At 65.1% G+C, this 16,991-nt stretch carries 16 protein-coding genes; 11 read left to right on the top strand and 5 right to left on the bottom strand.

Annotated elements, in window-relative coordinates; all coding sequences use genetic code 11:
• Nucleotides 1-6: 6 nt before the first annotated feature.
• The gene (locus FJ418_RS15485; protein ID WP_140784954.1) at nucleotides 7-1,173 is read right to left on the bottom strand and encodes a diphosphate--fructose-6-phosphate 1-phosphotransferase; all 1,167 of its coding nucleotides are present in this window, start codon (nucleotides 1,171-1,173) and stop codon (nucleotides 7-9) included.
• A gap of 235 nt (nucleotides 1,174-1,408) precedes the next feature.
• Complete coding sequence (locus FJ418_RS15490; protein WP_246683057.1) at nucleotides 1,409-2,098, bottom strand: L,D-transpeptidase; 690 nt, start codon at nucleotides 2,096-2,098, stop codon at nucleotides 1,409-1,411.
• A 311-nt stretch (nucleotides 2,099-2,409) separates the two neighbouring features.
• On the opposite strand from FJ418_RS15490, the gene FJ418_RS15495 reads away from it, so the two are divergent.
• From FJ418_RS15495 to xylB, 3 genes are all read left to right on the top strand, one after another.
• Complete coding sequence (locus FJ418_RS15495; protein ID WP_140866938.1) at nucleotides 2,410-3,033, top strand: LysE family translocator; 624 nt, start codon at nucleotides 2,410-2,412, stop codon at nucleotides 3,031-3,033.
• A 108-nt stretch (nucleotides 3,034-3,141) separates the two neighbouring features.
• A complete protein-coding gene (locus FJ418_RS15500) occupies nucleotides 3,142-4,461 on the top strand; it encodes a tetratricopeptide repeat protein (RefSeq protein WP_181166953.1) in 1,320 nt (439 codons plus the stop codon).
• An 82-nt stretch (nucleotides 4,462-4,543) separates the two neighbouring features.
• Nucleotides 4,544-5,998, top strand: a complete 1,455-nt coding sequence (gene xylB, locus FJ418_RS15505) for a xylulokinase (protein WP_140866943.1) — start codon at nucleotides 4,544-4,546, stop codon at nucleotides 5,996-5,998.
• A gap of 227 nt (nucleotides 5,999-6,225) precedes the next feature.
• On the opposite strand, the gene FJ418_RS15515 is transcribed toward xylB, so the two are convergent.
• Entirely contained in the window at nucleotides 6,226-6,588 is a 363-nt protein-coding gene (locus tag FJ418_RS15515) for a nuclear transport factor 2 family protein (protein WP_140866946.1), read from the bottom strand.
• A gap of 113 nt (nucleotides 6,589-6,701) precedes the next feature.
• Between FJ418_RS15515 and xylA the strand changes: the two genes are divergently transcribed.
• Nucleotides 6,702-8,027 (top strand): xylose isomerase, encoded by a 1,326-nt coding sequence (xylA, locus tag FJ418_RS15520; RefSeq protein ID WP_140866948.1) that lies wholly within the window; start codon nucleotides 6,702-6,704, stop codon nucleotides 8,025-8,027.
• A 171-nt stretch (nucleotides 8,028-8,198) separates the two neighbouring features.
• Nucleotides 8,199-8,423 carry a hypothetical protein gene (locus FJ418_RS15525; protein WP_140659952.1) on the top strand — a complete coding sequence of 75 codons (225 nt, stop codon included), beginning with the start codon at nucleotides 8,199-8,201 and terminating at the stop codon, nucleotides 8,421-8,423.
• Nucleotides 8,424-8,477: 54 nt separating this feature from the next.
• Here FJ418_RS15525 and FJ418_RS15530 read toward each other — a convergent pair whose 3' ends face one another.
• Nucleotides 8,478-9,458 (bottom strand): GlxA family transcriptional regulator, encoded by a 981-nt coding sequence (locus tag FJ418_RS15530; protein WP_140866950.1) that lies wholly within the window; start codon nucleotides 9,456-9,458, stop codon nucleotides 8,478-8,480.
• A 131-nt stretch (nucleotides 9,459-9,589) separates the two neighbouring features.
• Here FJ418_RS15530 and FJ418_RS15535 point away from each other — a divergent pair, with 131 nt between their 5' ends.
• From FJ418_RS15535 to FJ418_RS15560, 6 genes are all read left to right on the top strand, one after another.
• Nucleotides 9,590-10,513 carry a 3-keto-5-aminohexanoate cleavage protein gene (locus FJ418_RS15535; RefSeq protein WP_140866952.1) on the top strand — a complete coding sequence of 308 codons (924 nt, stop codon included), beginning with the start codon at nucleotides 9,590-9,592 and terminating at the stop codon, nucleotides 10,511-10,513.
• Nucleotides 10,514-10,527: 14 nt separating this feature from the next.
• Nucleotides 10,528-11,154, top strand: coding sequence for an HD domain-containing protein (locus tag FJ418_RS15540; protein WP_140866955.1), 627 nt, complete (start codon nucleotides 10,528-10,530; stop codon nucleotides 11,152-11,154).
• A 5-nt stretch (nucleotides 11,155-11,159) separates the two neighbouring features.
• Nucleotides 11,160-12,299 (top strand): carnitine 3-dehydrogenase, encoded by a 1,140-nt coding sequence (locus tag FJ418_RS15545; protein WP_140866957.1) that lies wholly within the window; start codon nucleotides 11,160-11,162, stop codon nucleotides 12,297-12,299.
• 4 nt (nucleotides 12,300-12,303) lie between these two features.
• Nucleotides 12,304-13,467 carry an acyl-CoA dehydrogenase gene (locus FJ418_RS15550; RefSeq protein WP_140866959.1) on the top strand — a complete coding sequence of 388 codons (1,164 nt, stop codon included), beginning with the start codon at nucleotides 12,304-12,306 and terminating at the stop codon, nucleotides 13,465-13,467.
• Between the two features lie 64 nt (nucleotides 13,468-13,531).
• Nucleotides 13,532-15,610, top strand: coding sequence for an acetate--CoA ligase family protein (locus FJ418_RS15555; protein ID WP_140866962.1), 2,079 nt, complete (start codon nucleotides 13,532-13,534; stop codon nucleotides 15,608-15,610).
• On the top strand, nucleotides 15,603-16,385 hold the full coding sequence (locus FJ418_RS15560) for a carnitinyl-CoA dehydratase (RefSeq protein WP_140784966.1): 783 nt from the start codon (nucleotides 15,603-15,605) through the stop codon (nucleotides 16,383-16,385). Before FJ418_RS15555 ends, FJ418_RS15560 begins: the two co-directional genes overlap by 8 nt.
• 65 nt (nucleotides 16,386-16,450) lie before the next feature.
• Here the strand turns inward: FJ418_RS15560 and FJ418_RS15565 are convergent.
• The coding region (locus FJ418_RS15565; RefSeq protein ID WP_140866964.1) for an ISAs1 family transposase at nucleotides 16,451-16,991 on the bottom strand (541 nt) is incomplete at its 5' end.

Below are 16,991 nucleotides of genomic sequence, written 5' to 3' on the forward strand. Positions count from 1 at the left end.
CGCTCATCAGACGAACGGCTTCCCGACCTTGTATTTTTCCGGCACCAGCCGCTTCAGGTAGGCCATGCCGGCTTCCGAAAGCTGGTTCAAGTCCGGCTGCATGAAATCGTCGGGCATGTGGCGCGTCTTGCCGGCCACCGCCTTCAGCGGCACCTTCTTCAGCACGCTCTTCGACCCGTCATACTGGATCGCGACCGAGCCACCACCTTCCCCGGCGACGGCAACCGCGAAGGCGCCGGCGTCGAAGGCTTCCTTGGCGTCGACGGCGCTGATCGCGCCGATATAGCCGCGCGGCATGTAGCCCAGCGCATCGACTCGCGCGCGCTTGCCCGGCAGGCCTTCGGCCAGAGCGCGTTCGAGCGCCGCCGGCAGATCGCTGCCCGACAGTTTGACGTTGCCGTGCTGGTCGCGCTCGAGCTTTTCCGGCGGTACCAGGCTTTCGACCAGCGCCTTGCCGTCGGCGGTGCTGACGCCTTCCGAGACGGCGACGATGCAGCGCTTGTGACGATCGAGCTTTTCGCGCACTTCATCGATGAAGCGCTTTGCCGAGAAGGCGCGCTCGGGCACGTAGATCAAATGCGGGCCGCTGTCGGGATCGAGCTGCCAGGCGGCCGCGGCAGCTGTGAGAAAGCCGGCATGCCGGCCCATGACGATGCCGACATAGATGCCGGGCAGGGCGCGGAAATCGAGATCGACCGACAGGAACGCGCCGGCGACGAATTCGGCGGCCGAGATGAAGCCCGGCGTGTGGTCGTTCTCCTCGAGGTCGTTGTCGATGGTTTTCGGCGCGTGCACGAAGGCGATCGAGCCGCCGGCGGCATCGGTCAGGATCTGCTGGGTGCCCGACGTGTCGTTGCCGCCGATATAGATGAAGGCGTCGGCGCCGGCCTTCTTCAAGCCGTTGAGGATGACCTCGCAATAGGCGGCGTCGGGCTTGTCGCGGGTCGAGCCGAGGGCTGCGCTCGGTGTGCCGGCAATCAGCCTGAGCCGATCCTCGGGGATGGCGGAGAGGTCGACATAATTGCCGTCGCGAATGCCGCGCACGCCATGGATCGAGCCCAGCACCTTGGCGCCGGGATGACGCTTGCGGATTTCCAGCGTGGCGCCGACGACGGTCTGGTTGATGACGGCGGTCGGGCCACCGCCCTGCGCGATGACGAAGGTTTCAGCCATGCTTTTTCACTCCCTAGAGCATGATGCCGAAAAGTGTGAAGCGGTTTTCGGACGACATCATGCTCTAATTCTTTGATTTGGAGACGGATTCAGATTTCAGGTCGAACAGACCTGAAATCATCCGGCTCTAGACGAAGGTTTTCAGGGCACCTTCGCCTGTCTTGCGGCATCGCGCAACGGAAGAAACGGAAGCATGATCCTGAAAGTGGCGGTCGCACAGGCCGCCCGAAAAAGATCACACCACGACGACCGGGTTCTTCTTGGAAACGCGGCTGTAGAGATCGATGATGTCCTGGTTGATCAGGCGCACGCAGCCCGACGACATCGCCTGGCCGATGCTCCACCATTCGGGCGAACCGTGGATGCGGTAACCGGTGTCCTTGCCGTTCTGGTAGATGTAGAGCGCCCGCGCGCCGAGCGGGTTGGTGAGGCCGCCGGGTTGGCCGCCCTGCCATTTCACCAATTCCGGCTTGCGCTGGATCATCTCCGGCGGCGGCGTCCACACCGGCCATTCGCGGCCGTACTGGATGTTGGCGCGGCCCGACCAGCGGAAGCCGTCCTTGCCGATGCCGACGCCGTAGCGGATGGCGTCGCCGCCCGGCTGCACCAGATAGAGCATGCGCTCCTGCAGATGGACGACGATGGTGCCGGGCGCCTCGCCGGTCTGGTCGACGACGATCTGGCGGCGGAACTGCGGCTTGACCTTCCGCCACGGCACCTCCGGCACCTGGAAACCGCCATCGGTGAGCGAGGCGTACATGACGTCGGGGCCGGTGATGTTCCTGTCGACGCTGATCGCCGGGCGCATGGGCGGCACGGAACCGGTGACGGTGTTGTCGAGCTGCATTTGCGGCAGGTCGAGCGTGTCGGTGGCGCTGCAGCCGGCAAGGCCGAGCAGCGCCATGGCGCCGGCACCGGAAAGCATGGCCCGGCGGGAAAGCTGAATTTCGGTATCGATTGCGGCGCCGTTGGAAAGCGGCGTCAGACTTTGCGGCAACTCGCGCATGCACCAAACCCTACGCTGCCGGCGGGAAGCACGGTCCGGCCGGATAGCGGGTATTTTCCTCATTCATGGTTGAAAAAGCGTGAAAGACCTTGCGCCGGCCTTAACCCTAACGCCTGGTTGCTTTGGGCTCCCACGCACATAGCCGCTGACGAAGAGTTTTCCGCATCGGCTCTTTACATTCCCGGCGACCCCAGGATTTATCCTTTTCTTTGCGCTCAAGGAGCAGGGAAATGTCCTTCGAAAACTGGGCCGCCTTCGCCGCCGCCTCGTCCATCCTTCTCGTCATTCCAGGCCCGACGATCCTGCTGGTCGTCTCCTACGCGCTGGGGCAAGGCTGGCGCACCGCGCTGCCGATGGCGGTGGGCGTGGCGCTGGGCGACTTCACCGCCATGACGCTGTCGATGCTCGGCATCGGCGCGCTGCTCGCGGCTTCGGCCACGGTGTTCACCGTGCTCAAGGTGATCGGCGCCGGCTATCTCATCTATCTCGGCATAAAACTGTTCCGCGCCGGCGGCGCGCTGAAGGCCGAGCCGCGCACCGACGCGGTCTCGGCGGCAAGGATGATGGCGCATGCCTGGCTGGTGACGGCGCTCAACCCGAAGAGCATCACCTTCTTCGTCGCCTTCCTGCCGCAGTTCCTCGACCGGCACGCCGACTTCTGGACGCAGATGCTGATCTTCGAGACGACCTTCCTGACCTTGGCTTTCGCCAACGCCTTCGGCTACGCGCTGGTTGCATCCAGGGCCCGCGCGATCGTGCGCAACCCGAAGGCGATCCGCATCTTCAATCGCACCGGCGGCACGCTGCTGGTCGGCGCCGGCATCGCCACGGTGGCGATGCGCTCCAGCAGCTAGGCCTGGGGCAAAAGCGAGGCAGATCACGTCTCCGCGGTTGGCGGGTTGGTACGGGTTGCTCTAGGATCGGATCCCGACCGAAAAATCGTCGATAGCGAGGACGTAATGATGGAGGACGCATTCGGCCTGACTTACTCGGGCGCGACCGAAGCCGGGTTCCCGTCCTATGCCCGCGCCGTGCATGAGCTGCAATGCTTCGTCGGCGACCCGGTCGCTGCAATCGACCGCGCCATCGCCGACGATCCCGGCTTCGTGATGGCGCATGTGTTCAAAGGCTATCTGTTCGGCCTTGCCACGGAGCGGGAGGCGATGGCCGTCGTGCGATCCTGTCATGCGGCGGCGCAGCCGCTTGCCGGCACCACGCGCGAACAGGCACATGTCGCCGCGCTCGGCCATCTCGCCAATGGCCACTGGCATGAAGCCGCGCGCATCCTCGAGGACATCGCGATCGACACCCCGCACGACGCGCTGGCGCTGCAGGTGGGGCACCAGATCGACTTCTTCACCGGCAATGCGCGCATGCTGCGCGACCGCATCGGCCGGGCGCTGCCGGCCTGGCAAAAAGCCATGCCGGGCTACCACGCCATTCTCGGCATGCAGGCCTTCGGGCTGGAGGAGATGGGCGATTATGCTCGTGCCGAATCCTTCGGCCGGCAGGCTGTGGAGATCGAACCGCGCGATGGCTGGGCGCAGCATGCGGTCGCGCATGTCATGGAGATGCAAAGCCGACAACGAGACGGCATCGCCTGGATGCGCGCCGATCCCGACGCCTGGTCGAAGGACAGCTTCCTGCAGATCCACAATTGGTGGCACCTGGCGCTGTTCCATTACGATCTCGGCGAAACCGACGAGGTGCTCAAGCTCTATGACGGGCCGATCTATGGCGACCCCTCGACATTGGCGCTCAACATGGTCGATGCCTCGGCGATCCTGTGGCGCCTCACTCTGGGCGGCGTCGATGTCGGCGACCGCTGGGCGGCGCTCGCCGCCAACTGGATCCCGAAAGCCGCCGCCGGCAATTACGCCTTCAACGACGCGCATGCGATGATGGCCTTTGTCGGCGCCGGACTGGAGGCGCCGGCCAAGACGCTGCTCGAGGCGCAGCGCGAAGCGATGCGCGGCAGCGACGACAACGCCGCCTTCACGCGCGATGTCGGACATCCGCTGACGCTTGCGATCAAGGCCTTCGGCGAAGGCAATCACGACGAGGCAGTGCGCCTGATCCGGCCGATCCGCTCGATCGCGCATCGTTTCGGCGGCAGCCATGCGCAGCGCGACGTGATCGACCTGACGCTGATCGAGGCCGTTCTGCGCGCCGGCGATACGGCGCTCGCGCGGGCGCTGACCGCCGAGCGACAGCTGGCGCGGCCGGAAAGCCCGCTGTCGGCGCTGTTCATGCGGCGCGCCGCCGATTTGTCAGAGAATTGACCCGGGACGGATCTTGCCCTAAAAACTGGCCAAGCCAGATTTTTTCGAGATCCGAAAAAATTAACGGCATTGGGAGGAAATCATGTATCTCGGCCTCGACCTGGGCACATCGGGCGTCAAGGCGCTGCTGATCGACGACGGCCAGAAGGTCATCGGCTCCGGCCACGGATCGCTCGATGTCTCGCGGCCGCATCCGGGCTGGTCGGAACAGGATCCGGCGCATTGGATCGAGGCCTGCGAGGCGGCGATTGCCGAACTCAAGGCTTCGCATCCGAAAGAGCTGGCCGCGGTCAAGGGCATCGGCCTTTCCGGCCAGATGCATGGCGCCACCCTGCTCGATGCATCGGACAAGGTGCTGCGCCCCTGCATCCTGTGGAACGACACGCGCAGCCATGTCGAGGCGGCCGCGCTCGATGCCGATCCGCGCTTCCGCAAGCTCACCGGCAACATCGTTTTCCCGGGCTTCACCGCACCGAAACTTGCCTGGGTGAAGGAACACGAAGCCAAGATCTTCGCCGCCGTCGCCAAGGTGCTGCTGCCCAAGGATTATCTGCGGCTCTGGCTGACTGGCGAGCATATATCCGAAATGTCGGATTCGGCCGGCACCTCGTGGCTCGATGTCGGCAAGCGCAGCTGGTCGGCCGAATTGCTGGCGGCGACGTCGCTCGACGAAAAGCACATGCCCTCGCTGGTCGAAGGCACAGCCAAGGCCGGTGGGTTGCGCAGCGAACTGGCCGCAAAATGGGGCGCCGCGGCGGGCGTCCCGGTTGCCGGCGGCGCCGGCGACAACGCGGCCTCGGCCTGCGGCATGGGCACTGTCGGCGCCGGCCACGCCTTCGTCTCGCTCGGGACGTCGGGCGTGCTGTTTGCGGCGAACGCCTCCTATTTGCCCAACCCGGAAAGCGCGGTGCACACTTTCTGCCATGCGCTGCCCAATACATGGCACCAGATGGGCGTCATCCTGTCGGCCACCGATTCGCTCAACTGGCTATCGGAAATCACCGGAAAGGGCGCCGGCGACCTGACGCGTGAACTCGGCGATGCGCTGAAGGCGCCGACGGGCGTCACCTTCCTGCCCTATCTTTCGGGCGAGCGCACGCCGCACAATGATTCCGCCATCCGCGGCTCCTTCACCGGGCTCGCGCATGAATCGAGCCGGGCGGTGCTGACGCAGGCGGTGCTCGAAGGCGTCGCCTTCGCTTTCCGCGACAGTCTCGAGGCCCTGCAGAAAGCCGGCACGACGCTGACGCGGGTGACCGCGATCGGCGGCGGCTCGCGCTCGCGCTATTGGCTGAAGGCGATCGCCACCGCGCTGCAGGTGCCGGTCGACATCCCTGCCGACGGCGATTTCGGCGCCGCCTTCGGCGCGGCACGGCTGGGGTTGATCGCCGCGACGGGTGCTGATCCGTTGGCCGTGTGCACAGCGCCGGCGACTGATGCGACGATCGAGCCGGACGCTGGCCTGGGTGGCGCCTTCGCGGATGCCTACCAGCGCTATCGCGCGCTTTATCCGGCGATCCGGGCTGTAACCGCGTGAGTTTGCGCGAGGCACCTAGTAGTTGCATGGGTAGGCGCGAGGCACCCCCCTCTGCCCTGCCGGGCATCTCCCCCGCAAGGGGGGAGATCAGCAGCTTCAGCGCCACTGCACTTTTTTCAACGCTTGCGATTGGCGAAGGCCTGCGTGACAGCCAATCTCCCCCCTTGCGGGGGAGATGGCCGGCAGGCCAGAGGGGGGTGCCTCGCACCGCCCCTCCGAAATTAGCCTCACTGCGCCGGAACCTTATCCAAAAACCCGGTGACGCTCTTCAGGCGGCCATCCTCGATGACGCCGATATCCGTTCCCTCGATGACGGGTTCCGTGCCTTCGGGTCCCAGATTCCACGAGAAACGGATGCGGTCGGCGAAACCGTCCGGCTCACCCTTCAGCGAGAAACGGAAGCCGGCAAAGCGCTGCTGCACGCCGTCGATCAGTGCCGCGACGCCCGCGTGGCCGTCGCCCCGCATGACCGGGTCGTGATAGCTGACATCCTTGGTGAAGGCCGCGTCGAGCAGCGCCTTGCGGCGGGCCGCATCGCTCTCGTTCCAGGCGGCGATGTAGTTCCGGGCGATCGTGTTGAGATCGGTCATGGTGATCATCCTTCGTTGGATCGTTTCGACATGACGCTTTTCGCGCCCCACGGACGCCAAACCAATTACGCCCGAGGTAATCGGGCGAAACCATCTCGGAGAGGAAGGAAACCATGAGCAGCGGATTTTTCGGCGACATCAAGACAATCAAATATGAAGGGCCGGATTCGACCAATCCGCTGGCCTATCGCTTCTACAATCCGGACGAGGTCGTCGCCGGCAAGCGGCTGGAAGACCATCTGCGCTTCGCCGTCGCCTATTGGCATTCCTTCGCATGGCCGGGCGGCGACCCGTTCGGCGGCCAGACCTTCGACCGCCCCTGGTTTGCCAAGCCGGGCGGCGTCGACACGATGGAACTGGCCAAGCTCAAGGCCGACGTCGCCTTCGAAATGTTCTCGCTGCTGGGGGCGCCCTATTTCTGCTTCCACGACGCAGACGTGCGCCCGGAAGGCAAGGATTTTTCGGAGAGCGCCGCGCGCCTCGACGAGATCACCGACTATTTCGCAACCAAAATGAGCGAGACCGGCGTCAAGCTGCTATGGGGCACGGCAAACCTCTTCTCGCACCGCCGCTTCATGTCGGGCGCGGCCACCAATCCCGATCCGGATGTGTTCGCCTATGCGGCCGCGACGGTGAAAAGCTGCATCGACGCCACCAAAAAGCTCAAGGGCGAGAACTATGTGCTGTGGGGCGGCCGCGAGGGCTATGAGACGCTGCTCAACACCGACCTTGCCCGCGAGCAGGAGCAGGCCGGCCGCTTCCTCAATCTCGTCGTCGATTACAAGCACAAGATCGGCTTCAAGGGTACGATCCTGATCGAGCCGAAGCCGCAGGAGCCGACCAAGCACCAGTACGACTACGACGTCGCCACCGTCTATGGCTTCCTCAAGCGCTTCGGGCTGGAGAAGGAAGTAAAGCTCAACATCGAGCAGGGCCACGCGATCCTGGCCGGCCATTCCTTCGAGCATGAGCTGGCTTTGGCGAATGCGCTCGGAATCTTCGGTTCGATCGACATGAACCGCAACGACTACCAGTCGGGCTGGGACACGGACCAGTTCCCCAACAACGTGCCGGAAATGGCGCTGGCCTATTACCAGGTCCTGCAGGCCGGCGGTTTCAAGACCGGCGGCACCAATTTCGACGCCAAGCTCAGGCGTCAGTCGCTCGACCCGGACGACCTCCTGATCGGTCATATCGGCGGCATGGATGCTTGCGCGCGCGGCCTCAAGGCGGCGGCCAAGATGATCGAGGACAAGGCGCTGTCCGGCCCGCTCGCCGAGCGCTATGCCGGTTGGAACACCGCCGAAGGCAAGGCGATCGTTTCGGGCGAGCGCACGCTGGAGGAGATCGCCGAGCGCGTGGTGAAGGAGAAGATCGAGCCGCAGCCGCGCTCCGGCCGGCAGGAACTGCTGGAGAACATCGTCAACCGCTACGTCTGATCGCTCAGGCGGGATGCCCGACCGTATAGCATTCGCGCGGGGCAGAACTTCACGACAAGGTTTTGCCCCGAGCCGCCCCTTAATCGCCCCGCTCTTGCCTTCAAACAGCCGTCACGGAACTCGTATAAACGTGGCTCCTGTGGCGGGTGAAGAAGAAGGAGGCGAACCGATATGCAGCATGAACGCGAAATCGACGCCCTGCTCTCGTCCGGCGAAACCGGATCGATCATCGACCGGCTGATGGCATTGCCTCGGCCTACGAACGACGTGAAGACCGAATGGGATCGCGCCGTCAGCAACCGCTTCGAAATCCGTCTTGCGAGACAGATGCGCTCGCAGATGGACAGCGCCAGTGAGCAGCAGGGCCACTTGAGCGAGCGGCAGACCGCCGCATAGCGAGCGGAAGCGGCAAGCCGCCGCCTTAGCGAGCGGAAGGCCGCCGCGTTAGCCCTACCCCCGGCGAAGCCTGACCGGCGCCTCGCCGAACGCTCTCGAAAATGCCCTGGAAAATGCCGCGGCGGACGAAAAGCCTGTCCGCCCGGCAATATCGGCCATGGCAATGCGCGTGTCGACGACGAGACGGCGGGCGGCGCTGAGGCGCAGCCTCAGATAATAGGCGCCCGGCGTCTCGCCGATCGATTTGCGAAAAATGCTTTCCAGCGTTCTTGCCGTCACACCGGCGCGCCTGGCCACGGCGTCGATGGTGAGCGGCTGGTCGACATGCGCTTCCATCAGCCGGATCGCCTGGGCAAGCCGCGGATCGTAGCCGTCGAGCCGGCCGAGCGATACCAGCGGCTGCGCGTCGGTCGCGGCGCGCGCCTGGTCGTAGATGAAGACGCTCGCCACATCGAGCGCGGCGGCCATGCCGAGCCGGGTGCGGACCAGATGCAGCATCAGGTCGAAGGTCGGCGAGGCGCCGCCGGAGGTGAAGACCGGCCCGTCGATGACATAGCGGTCCGGCCGCACGTCGACGCCGGGAAAGGCGGTCGAAAACTCCTCCATATCCTCCCAATGCGTGGTGGCGCTGCGGCCCTCGAGCAGGCCGGCGCGCGCCACCAGCCAGGTGCCGGCCTCGACGCCGCCGCAGGCGCGGGCCGCCCGCGCCGCCCTGCGCAGGCCGGCAAGCAATGCCGACGTGGCGTAATTCTGCGTGCCGAAGCCGGCGACGACGACCAGCATATCGGTCGGCTCGGCCGCGTCGAAGCGTCCGCTGACCGCCACAGGAAGACCGCAAGTCGTGACCGGCGCCTCGCCCGTGACCGAGACCAGCTTGAAATCGAACAGCGTCTCGCCCGAGATGCGATTGGCGGCGCGCAACGGATCGACCGCCGAGGCGACGCACATGATCGATGAACCCGAGAACACCAGGAACGTCACCTTGAGTGGCTCGGGTTCGGATCGAAAGATGGTCGGCTTTTCGCTTTTGATCATGAGACCTTCGTAAAACGCAAAACAGTTTCCGGCAAGTCGGGCATTCTTGATGAATTCCTGTGCATGCCGTGCCATTGTCGGCTCCCGCTTCTGGGTGGCATGCATGGCCGATCGAATCTGGGAGGATCAAGATGCCGCTTGCGATGAACCGCGAGGTCTTCATTACCTGTGCCGTGACCGGTTCCGGCGGCACGCAGGACCGCAGCCCGCACGTGCCGCGCTCGCCCAAGCAGATCGCCGATTCGGCGATCGACGCGGCCAAGGCTGGTGCCGCGATCGTCCATTGCCATGTGCGCGATCCCGAGACCGGCAAGCCCAGGCGCGACGTGCATCTCTACCGCGAGGTGACGGAGCGCATCCGCGAGGCAGAAGTCGACGTGGTGCTGAACCTCACCGCCGGCATGGGCGGCGACATGGTGTTCGGCTCGCCGGAAGCGCCGCTGCCGCTCAACGAGAAGGGCACCGACATGGGCGGCGCCACCAACCGCATGGAACATGTGCGCCAGTGCCTGCCGGAGATCTGCACGCTGGACTGCGGCACGATGAATTTCGCCGAAGCCGACTACGTCATGACCAACACGCCCGGCATGCTGCGCGCCATGGGCGGCATGATGACGGCGCTGGGCGTGAAGCCGGAGATCGAGGCCTTCGATACCGGGCATCTGTGGTTCGCCAAGCAGTTGGTCGAGGAAAAGGTGCTGAACGCGGACGCGCTGGTGCAGCTTTGCATGGGCGTGCCATGGGGCGCGCCCGACGACCTCAACACCTTCATGGCGATGGTCAACAACGTGCCCTCGACCTGGAATTGGTCGGCCTTCTCGATCGGCCGCAACCAGATGGCCTATGCGGCGGCGGCGGTGCTCGCCGGCGGCAATGTCCGCGTCGGCCTGGAAGACAATCTGTGGCTCGACAAGGGCGTTCTGGCGACCAACGCGCAGCTCGTCGAGCGCGCGGCGAGCATCGTCACCAATCTCGGCGCGCGCGTGCTCGGGCCTGAGGAAGTGCGCAAGAAGCTCAATCTAACCAAGCGGGCACCGATCGCGGCCGCGGCGTAAGGCGGGCGTTGGTCATGGCTGATACCGTCAAATTCACCGCGATGAAGGACGGCGACAAGGAAGACTACGAATTCCTGACCGCCCATGAGATCGACTATGCCGCCAAGACCGGTGACCGGCTGCTCGACGCACTCGTGCAGCTCGACGAAGGGCTTTCCGGTTACAAGATCACCCGGCTCGGCCATTCGCTGCAGGCGGCGACGCGGGCCTGGCAGGACGGCGCCGACACCGACTGGATCGTCTGCGCTCTGCTGCACGACATCGGCGACATTTACGCGCCCTACAACCACGACGAATATGCGGCCGCGATCCTGAAGCCCTTCGTACGCGAGCAATGCACCTGGGTGGTGGAAAAGCACGGCGACTTCCAGCGGCTCTATTACGCGCATCACCTGGGCGGCAACCGGCATGCCCGCGACCGCTTCGCCGGACACCTCTATTTCGACGACTGCGACCGGTTCTGCGAGCGCTGGGACCAGTCGAGCTTCGATCCCGACTACGAGACGCTGCCGGTCGAGTTCTTCCGCCCCTTCGTGCTCGAAGTCTTCGCCCGCAAGGCCTACGACCCGGCGGTGATCCGCGCCGGCGAGCGCGTGGCCCTCACCAACCCCGATACAGCCAAGACGAGAACCGGAGCCTGACAAGCATGAGTATCATCAACAAGGCGGCCGCCATCGGCGGCGGTGTCATCGGCGCCGGCTGGGTGGCGCGGCTGCTCTTGAACGGCATCGACGTCTCGATCTTCGATCCCGATCCGGAAGCGTCGCGCAAGGTCGGCGAGGTCATGAAGGGCGCGCGCCGCGCCTACAAGCAGATGCTGCCCGGCGGCCTGCCTAAGGAAGGCAAGCTCACCTTCGCCAAGACGATCGCCGAGGCGGTGGCCGACGCCGATTTCATCCAGGAAAGCGTGCCGGAGCGGCTCGACCTCAAGCACAAGGTGCTGGCCGAGATCGACGCGCATGCGCCGGCCAATGCCATTGTCGGCTCGTCCACCTCCGGCATCAAGCCGACCGACATGCAGGTGGCGATGAAGAAGCATCCGGAGCGGCTGGTCGTCGGCCATCCGTTCAACCCGGTCTATCTGTTGCCGCTGGTCGAGATCGTCGGAGGCGAGCAGACCTTTCCGGAGGCGATCGAGGTCGCCAAGGAGCTCTATGCCTCAATCGGCATGAAGCCGGTGGTGGTGCGCAAGGAGATCGAGGCCTTTGTCGGCGACCGCCTGCTTGAAGCCGCCTGGCGCGAGGCGCTTTGGCTGGTCAAGGACGGCATCTGCACCGTCGAGGAACTCGACGACATCATGCGCTATTCCTTCGGCCTGCGCTGGGCGCAGATGGGCATGTTCCAGGTATACCGGGTCGCCGGCGGCGAGGCCGGCATGCGCCACTTCATGGCGCAGTTCGGACCTTGCCTGAAATGGCCGTGGACCAAGCTGATGGACGTGCCGGAGTTCAACGACGAGCTTGTCGACCTGATCGCCACGCAGTCGGACGAGCAGGCGCACGGCCTGTCGATCCGCGAGCTGGAGAAGATCCGCGACGACAACCTAGTCGCAATCATGGAAGCGCTGTCGAAGCAGAACAAGGGCAAGGGCTGGGGTGCCGGCGCGCTGCACAAGGATTATACAAAGCAGCTCGCCAAGCTGGCGGCGAAGAACACCCCAGCTGAGGCCATCGCAAAGGCCAAGGCAGCAAAGCCGGCGAAGAAAGTTGCGAAGCCGCTAAAGGCTGAAAAGCCGACAAAAGCCGGGAAGGCCGACAAGGCGAAGAAGAGCAAGAAGAAGGGCTGAGGCGATGCAATTCGGTCTTTCGGAAGAACAGAAGCTCATCGTCGAGACGACACGCGCCTTCGTCGAGAACGAGCTTTATCCGCATGAGCGCGAGGTGGAGCGCACCGGCGTGCTGCGCCGCGAGCTGATCGACGAATTGAAGGCCAAGGCGATCGGGGCCGGGCTCTACGCCGCCAACATGCCGGCCGATGTCGGCGGCGCCGGCCTCGATACGGTGAGCTGGCTGCTCTACGAGAAGGAGCTTGGCCGCGCCAATTACGCGCTGCACTGGACCTGCGTGGCGCGGCCTTCCAACATCCTGCTCGCCGGCACGCCGGAGCAGCGCGAAAAGTACCTCTTCCCCTGCATCCGCGGCGAGAAATGGGATTGTCTCGCGATGACCGAGCCGGGCGCCGGCTCCGACCTGCGCGGGATGAAGGCGACCGCCGTGCAGGACGGCTCGGACTGGGTGCTCAACGGCACCAAGCATTTCATCTCGCATGCCGACATCGCCGACTTCGCCATCGTCTTCATGGCCTCGGGCGAAGAGGATTCGCCGCGCGGCAAGCGCAAGAAGATCACCGCCTTCTTCGTCGACAAGGGCACCAAGGGCTTTTCGGTGCGCGACGGCTACCGCAACGTCTCGCATCGCGGCTACACCAATTCGATCCTGGAATTCGACGATTGCCGGCTGCCGGCATCCCAGGTGCTCGGCGAGGTGCATAAGGGCTTCGACGTCGCGAATTCGTGGCTGGGGGCGACGCGCCTGCAGGTCGGCGCCACCTGCCTCGGCCGCGCCGAGCGCGCGCTGTCGCACGCCATCGAATATGCCGCGCAGCGCCAGCAGTTCGGCCAGCAGATCGGCAAGTTCCAGGGCGTCTCCTTCAAGCTCGCCGACATGGCGACGGAGCTCAAGGCCGCCGACCTGATGGTCTTCGAAGCCGGCTGGAAGTACGATCAGGGCACCGTCACCGACCAGGACATGGCGATGGCCAAGCTGAAGGCCACCGAGATGCTGGCCTTTGTCGCCGACGAAGCCATCCAGATCCATGGCGGCATGGGGCTGATGGACGACCTGCCGCTGGAGCGCATCTGGCGCGATGCCCGCGTCGAGCGCATCTGGGAAGGCACGTCGGAGATTCAGCGACATATTATTTCGCGGGCGCTGCTGCGTCCGTTCGGAGCTTAGAGCATGATGTGCCAAAGCCGGCATCCGGCTTTGGACGGGATCGTGCTCAAACGAAAAGATGGCCATGCATAAACTCGAACGTCTCCTGCGCCCGAAATCGATCGCCGTGTTCGGCGGCGCGCAGGCCGCCGCCGTCGTGGCGCAATCGATCAAGATGGGCTTTGCCGGCGAAATCTGGCCGATGCATCCGACCAAGGACGAGGTCGCCGGCCGCAAGGCCTACCGCTCCGTCGCCGACCTGCCCGGAGCGCCGGACGCCGCCTTTGTCGGCGTCAACCGGCACCTCACCATCGAGGTGATCAAGGCGCTGGCCGAGCGCGGCGCCGGCGGCGCCGTCTGCTTCGCCGCCGGCTTCCTCGAGACCGAGGCCTATGACGAGGATGGCGAGCGGCTGCAGGCGGAACTCGTTGCCGCCGCCGGCCAGATGCCGATCATCGGCCCGAACTGCTATGGCCTGATCAACTATGCCGACGGCGCGTTGTTGTGGCCCGACCAGCATGGCGGCATCCGCCTGGCCGAGGGCGGCAAGGGCGTCGCCATCATCACCCAATCCTCCAACATCGCCATCAACATGACGATGCAGAAACGCGGCCTGCCGATCGCCTTCCTGATGACGGCGGGCAACCAGGCGCAGACCGGCCTGTCGGAAATGGCGCTCGGCCTGATCGAGGACGAGCGCGTCACCTCGCTCGGCCTGCATATCGAGGCTTTCGACTCGGTAGCCGGCTTCGAAAGGCTGGCGGCGCGCGCCCGCGAGCTGGAGAAGCCGATCATCGCCATGAAGGTCGGCCGCTCCGAGCAGGCGCGGCAGGCGACCGTCTCGCATACCGCCTCGCTGGCCGGCTCGGACGCCGCCTCCGGCGCGTTCCTGAAGCGGCTCGGCATTGCGCGTGTCGATTCCATCCCGGCCTTCATCGAAGCGCTGAAGCTACTGCACATCACCGGCCCCCTGCCCGGTTACAAGCTTTCCTCGATGAGCTGCTCCGGCGGCGAAGCCTCCGTGATGGCCGACAGCGCCGAGGGCCGCTGGGTGCATTTTCCGGCGCTTACCGATCAGCATCGCGCGCATGTCAAATCGACGCTCGGACCGCTGGTCGCGGTTGCCAATCCGCTCGACTATCACACCTTCATCTGGAACAACGAGCCGGCGATGACTGCCACCTTCACCGCCATGGTGTCGGGCGGTTTCGACCTCAACATGCTGGTGCTCGACTTCCCGCGCCCGGATCGCTGCTCGGACGTCGACTGGTGGGCGACGCTGCGCGCCTTCGAGGCGGCATTGAAGACCAATAAGGCGCAAGGCGCGATCGTCTCGTCGCTGCCGGAAAACCTGCCTGAGGAATACACCGCCGGGCTGATGGCGCGCGGCATGGTGCCGTTGTTCGGCATTTCGGAGGCCATGGACGCCGCCCAGGCCGCCGCCTTCATCGGCTGGGCCTGGCGCGAGCCGCAGGCGCAGCCGGTCGACACCACGGCCGCGGGCGCGTCGGAAGCCAGACACGTGACGCCGGACGAGGCCGAGGCCAAGGAAAGGCTGATCAAGGCCGGCCTGCCGGTGCCGAAGGGCGAACGCGCTTCCAACGCGGTCGAGGCGGTGATCTCGTCGATGACGCTGGGCTTCCCGGTGGCGCTGAAGGCGCTTGGCGTCACGCACAAATCGGAAGTCGGCGCCGTCAGGCTGAACCTCAAGGACGCCGAATCCGTCAGCGCCGCCGCGCATGACCTTCTGCCGCTCGGCACCGGGCTCTATGCCGAGTGCATGGTGCGCGACGGCGTCGCCGAACTGATCGTCGGCTTCACCCGCGATCCGATGTTCGGCGTGGTGATGACACTCGGCACCGGCGGCGTGCTGGTGGAGCTTCTGCGCGACAGCGTGACCCTGATGCTGCCGGCGACGCGCGACGACATCGAGGCGGCGCTGCGTGGATTGAAGCTCTATCCGCTGCTCGAAGGCTATCGCGGCCGGCCGAAGGCCGATGTCCATGCGGCCATCGACGCCATCGCCGGCATTGCCGACTTCGTCCAGAAGAACGAAGGCGAGATCGAGGAGCTCGACATCAACCCGCTGATCGTCTGCGCCGAAGGCAAGGGCGCCTGGATCGCGGATGCCCTGCTGGTGCTTGGAGAAAAGAAGAATGACTGAAATCATCACCACCCGCCGCGAGGGCACGATCCTCGAGGTCACGCTCGACCGGCCGAAGGCCAACGCCATCGACCTGAAGACATCGCGGCTGATGGGCGAGACCTTCAGGGCGTTCCGGGACGATCCCGACCTGCGCGTCGCGATCGTCAAGACCGCAGGCGACAAGTTCTTCAGCGCCGGCTGGGACCTGAAGGCGGCCGCCGCCGGCGACGCGGTCGACGGCGATTACGGCGTCGGCGGCTTTGCCGGGCTGCAGGAGTTGCGCGACCTCAACAAGCCGGTGATCGCCTGCGTCAACGGCATGGCGGTGGGCGGCGGCTTCGAACTGGCGCTGTCCTGCGACCTCATCTACGCCTCGGACCATTCCTCCTTCGCGCTGCCGGAGATCCGTGCGGGCACGCTGGCCGACGCAGCCACCATCAAGCTGCCGAAGCGCATACCCTACCACATCGCCATGGACCTCCTGTTCACCGGCCGCTGGATGGATGTCGCCGAAGCGCATCGCTGGGGCCTGGTCAACGAAGTGCTGCCCAAGGACAAGCTCGAAGAGCGCGTCTGGGAGATCGCAAGGCTCTTGGCCAGCGGCCCGCCGCTGGTCTTCGCCTCGATCAAGGAGACGGCGCGCGTGGCCGAGGCGCTGACCTTCCAGGACGCGATGAACAAGGTGACGCGTCGGCAGCTGCCGACGGTCGATATCCTCTATGGGTCGGAAGACAACATGGAAGGGTTCCGGGCGTTCGCGGAGAAGCGCGAGCCGGTGTGGAAGGGACGATAACGTCAAAGATGACGGCGCGAGGCACCCCCCTCTGCCCTGCCGGGCATCTCCCCCGCAAGGCAGGGCTATCGCATATGAGTGATCGCATTGATGAGATAGTCGTCGTTCCAGGCGCATTTCTTGATGCGATGGCTGATGGGGACTTTGGCAGCATCGGCGGCCTGAAGGATGTTTCTAGCGAGGCGATTGAGAAGGGCTGTGTTGGCGGGAGCATTGTCCTTGCGGGCACGGCTGAGATCCTCATCAAGATGGACATCGAGCATCCAATGCAGGCCGTTCTCGATCTGCCAATGAGCTCTAGTGAGGTCGAGCGCCTGCTGAGGCGACATGAGCGTGGAGGCCATGAACAGGCGCATCAACGGCTTGGCCTGATCGCGTCGGCTGGTGATGCGGATGAAGGCCAGGTGGCCAGGCATCAGCGGCTCGGCCGCCGCCACGATCTCGGCTTGCCGCCATTCGTTGCGGCCGTGGCTGGTCTCGGTCCGCTCGGCAATGGAAGGGGTCGCGTCGGCCAGTTTCAAGTTGGCACGGCGCAGCCAATGACGCCGGTTGCCCTTCAGCGCAAGCAGGTAATCGCCACCTCTTTGGGTAATGGCCGCAGCCATT

Source organism: Mesorhizobium sp. B2-8-3, from assembly GCF_006440815.1.
Lineage (GTDB): Bacteria > Pseudomonadota > Alphaproteobacteria > Rhizobiales > Rhizobiaceae > Mesorhizobium.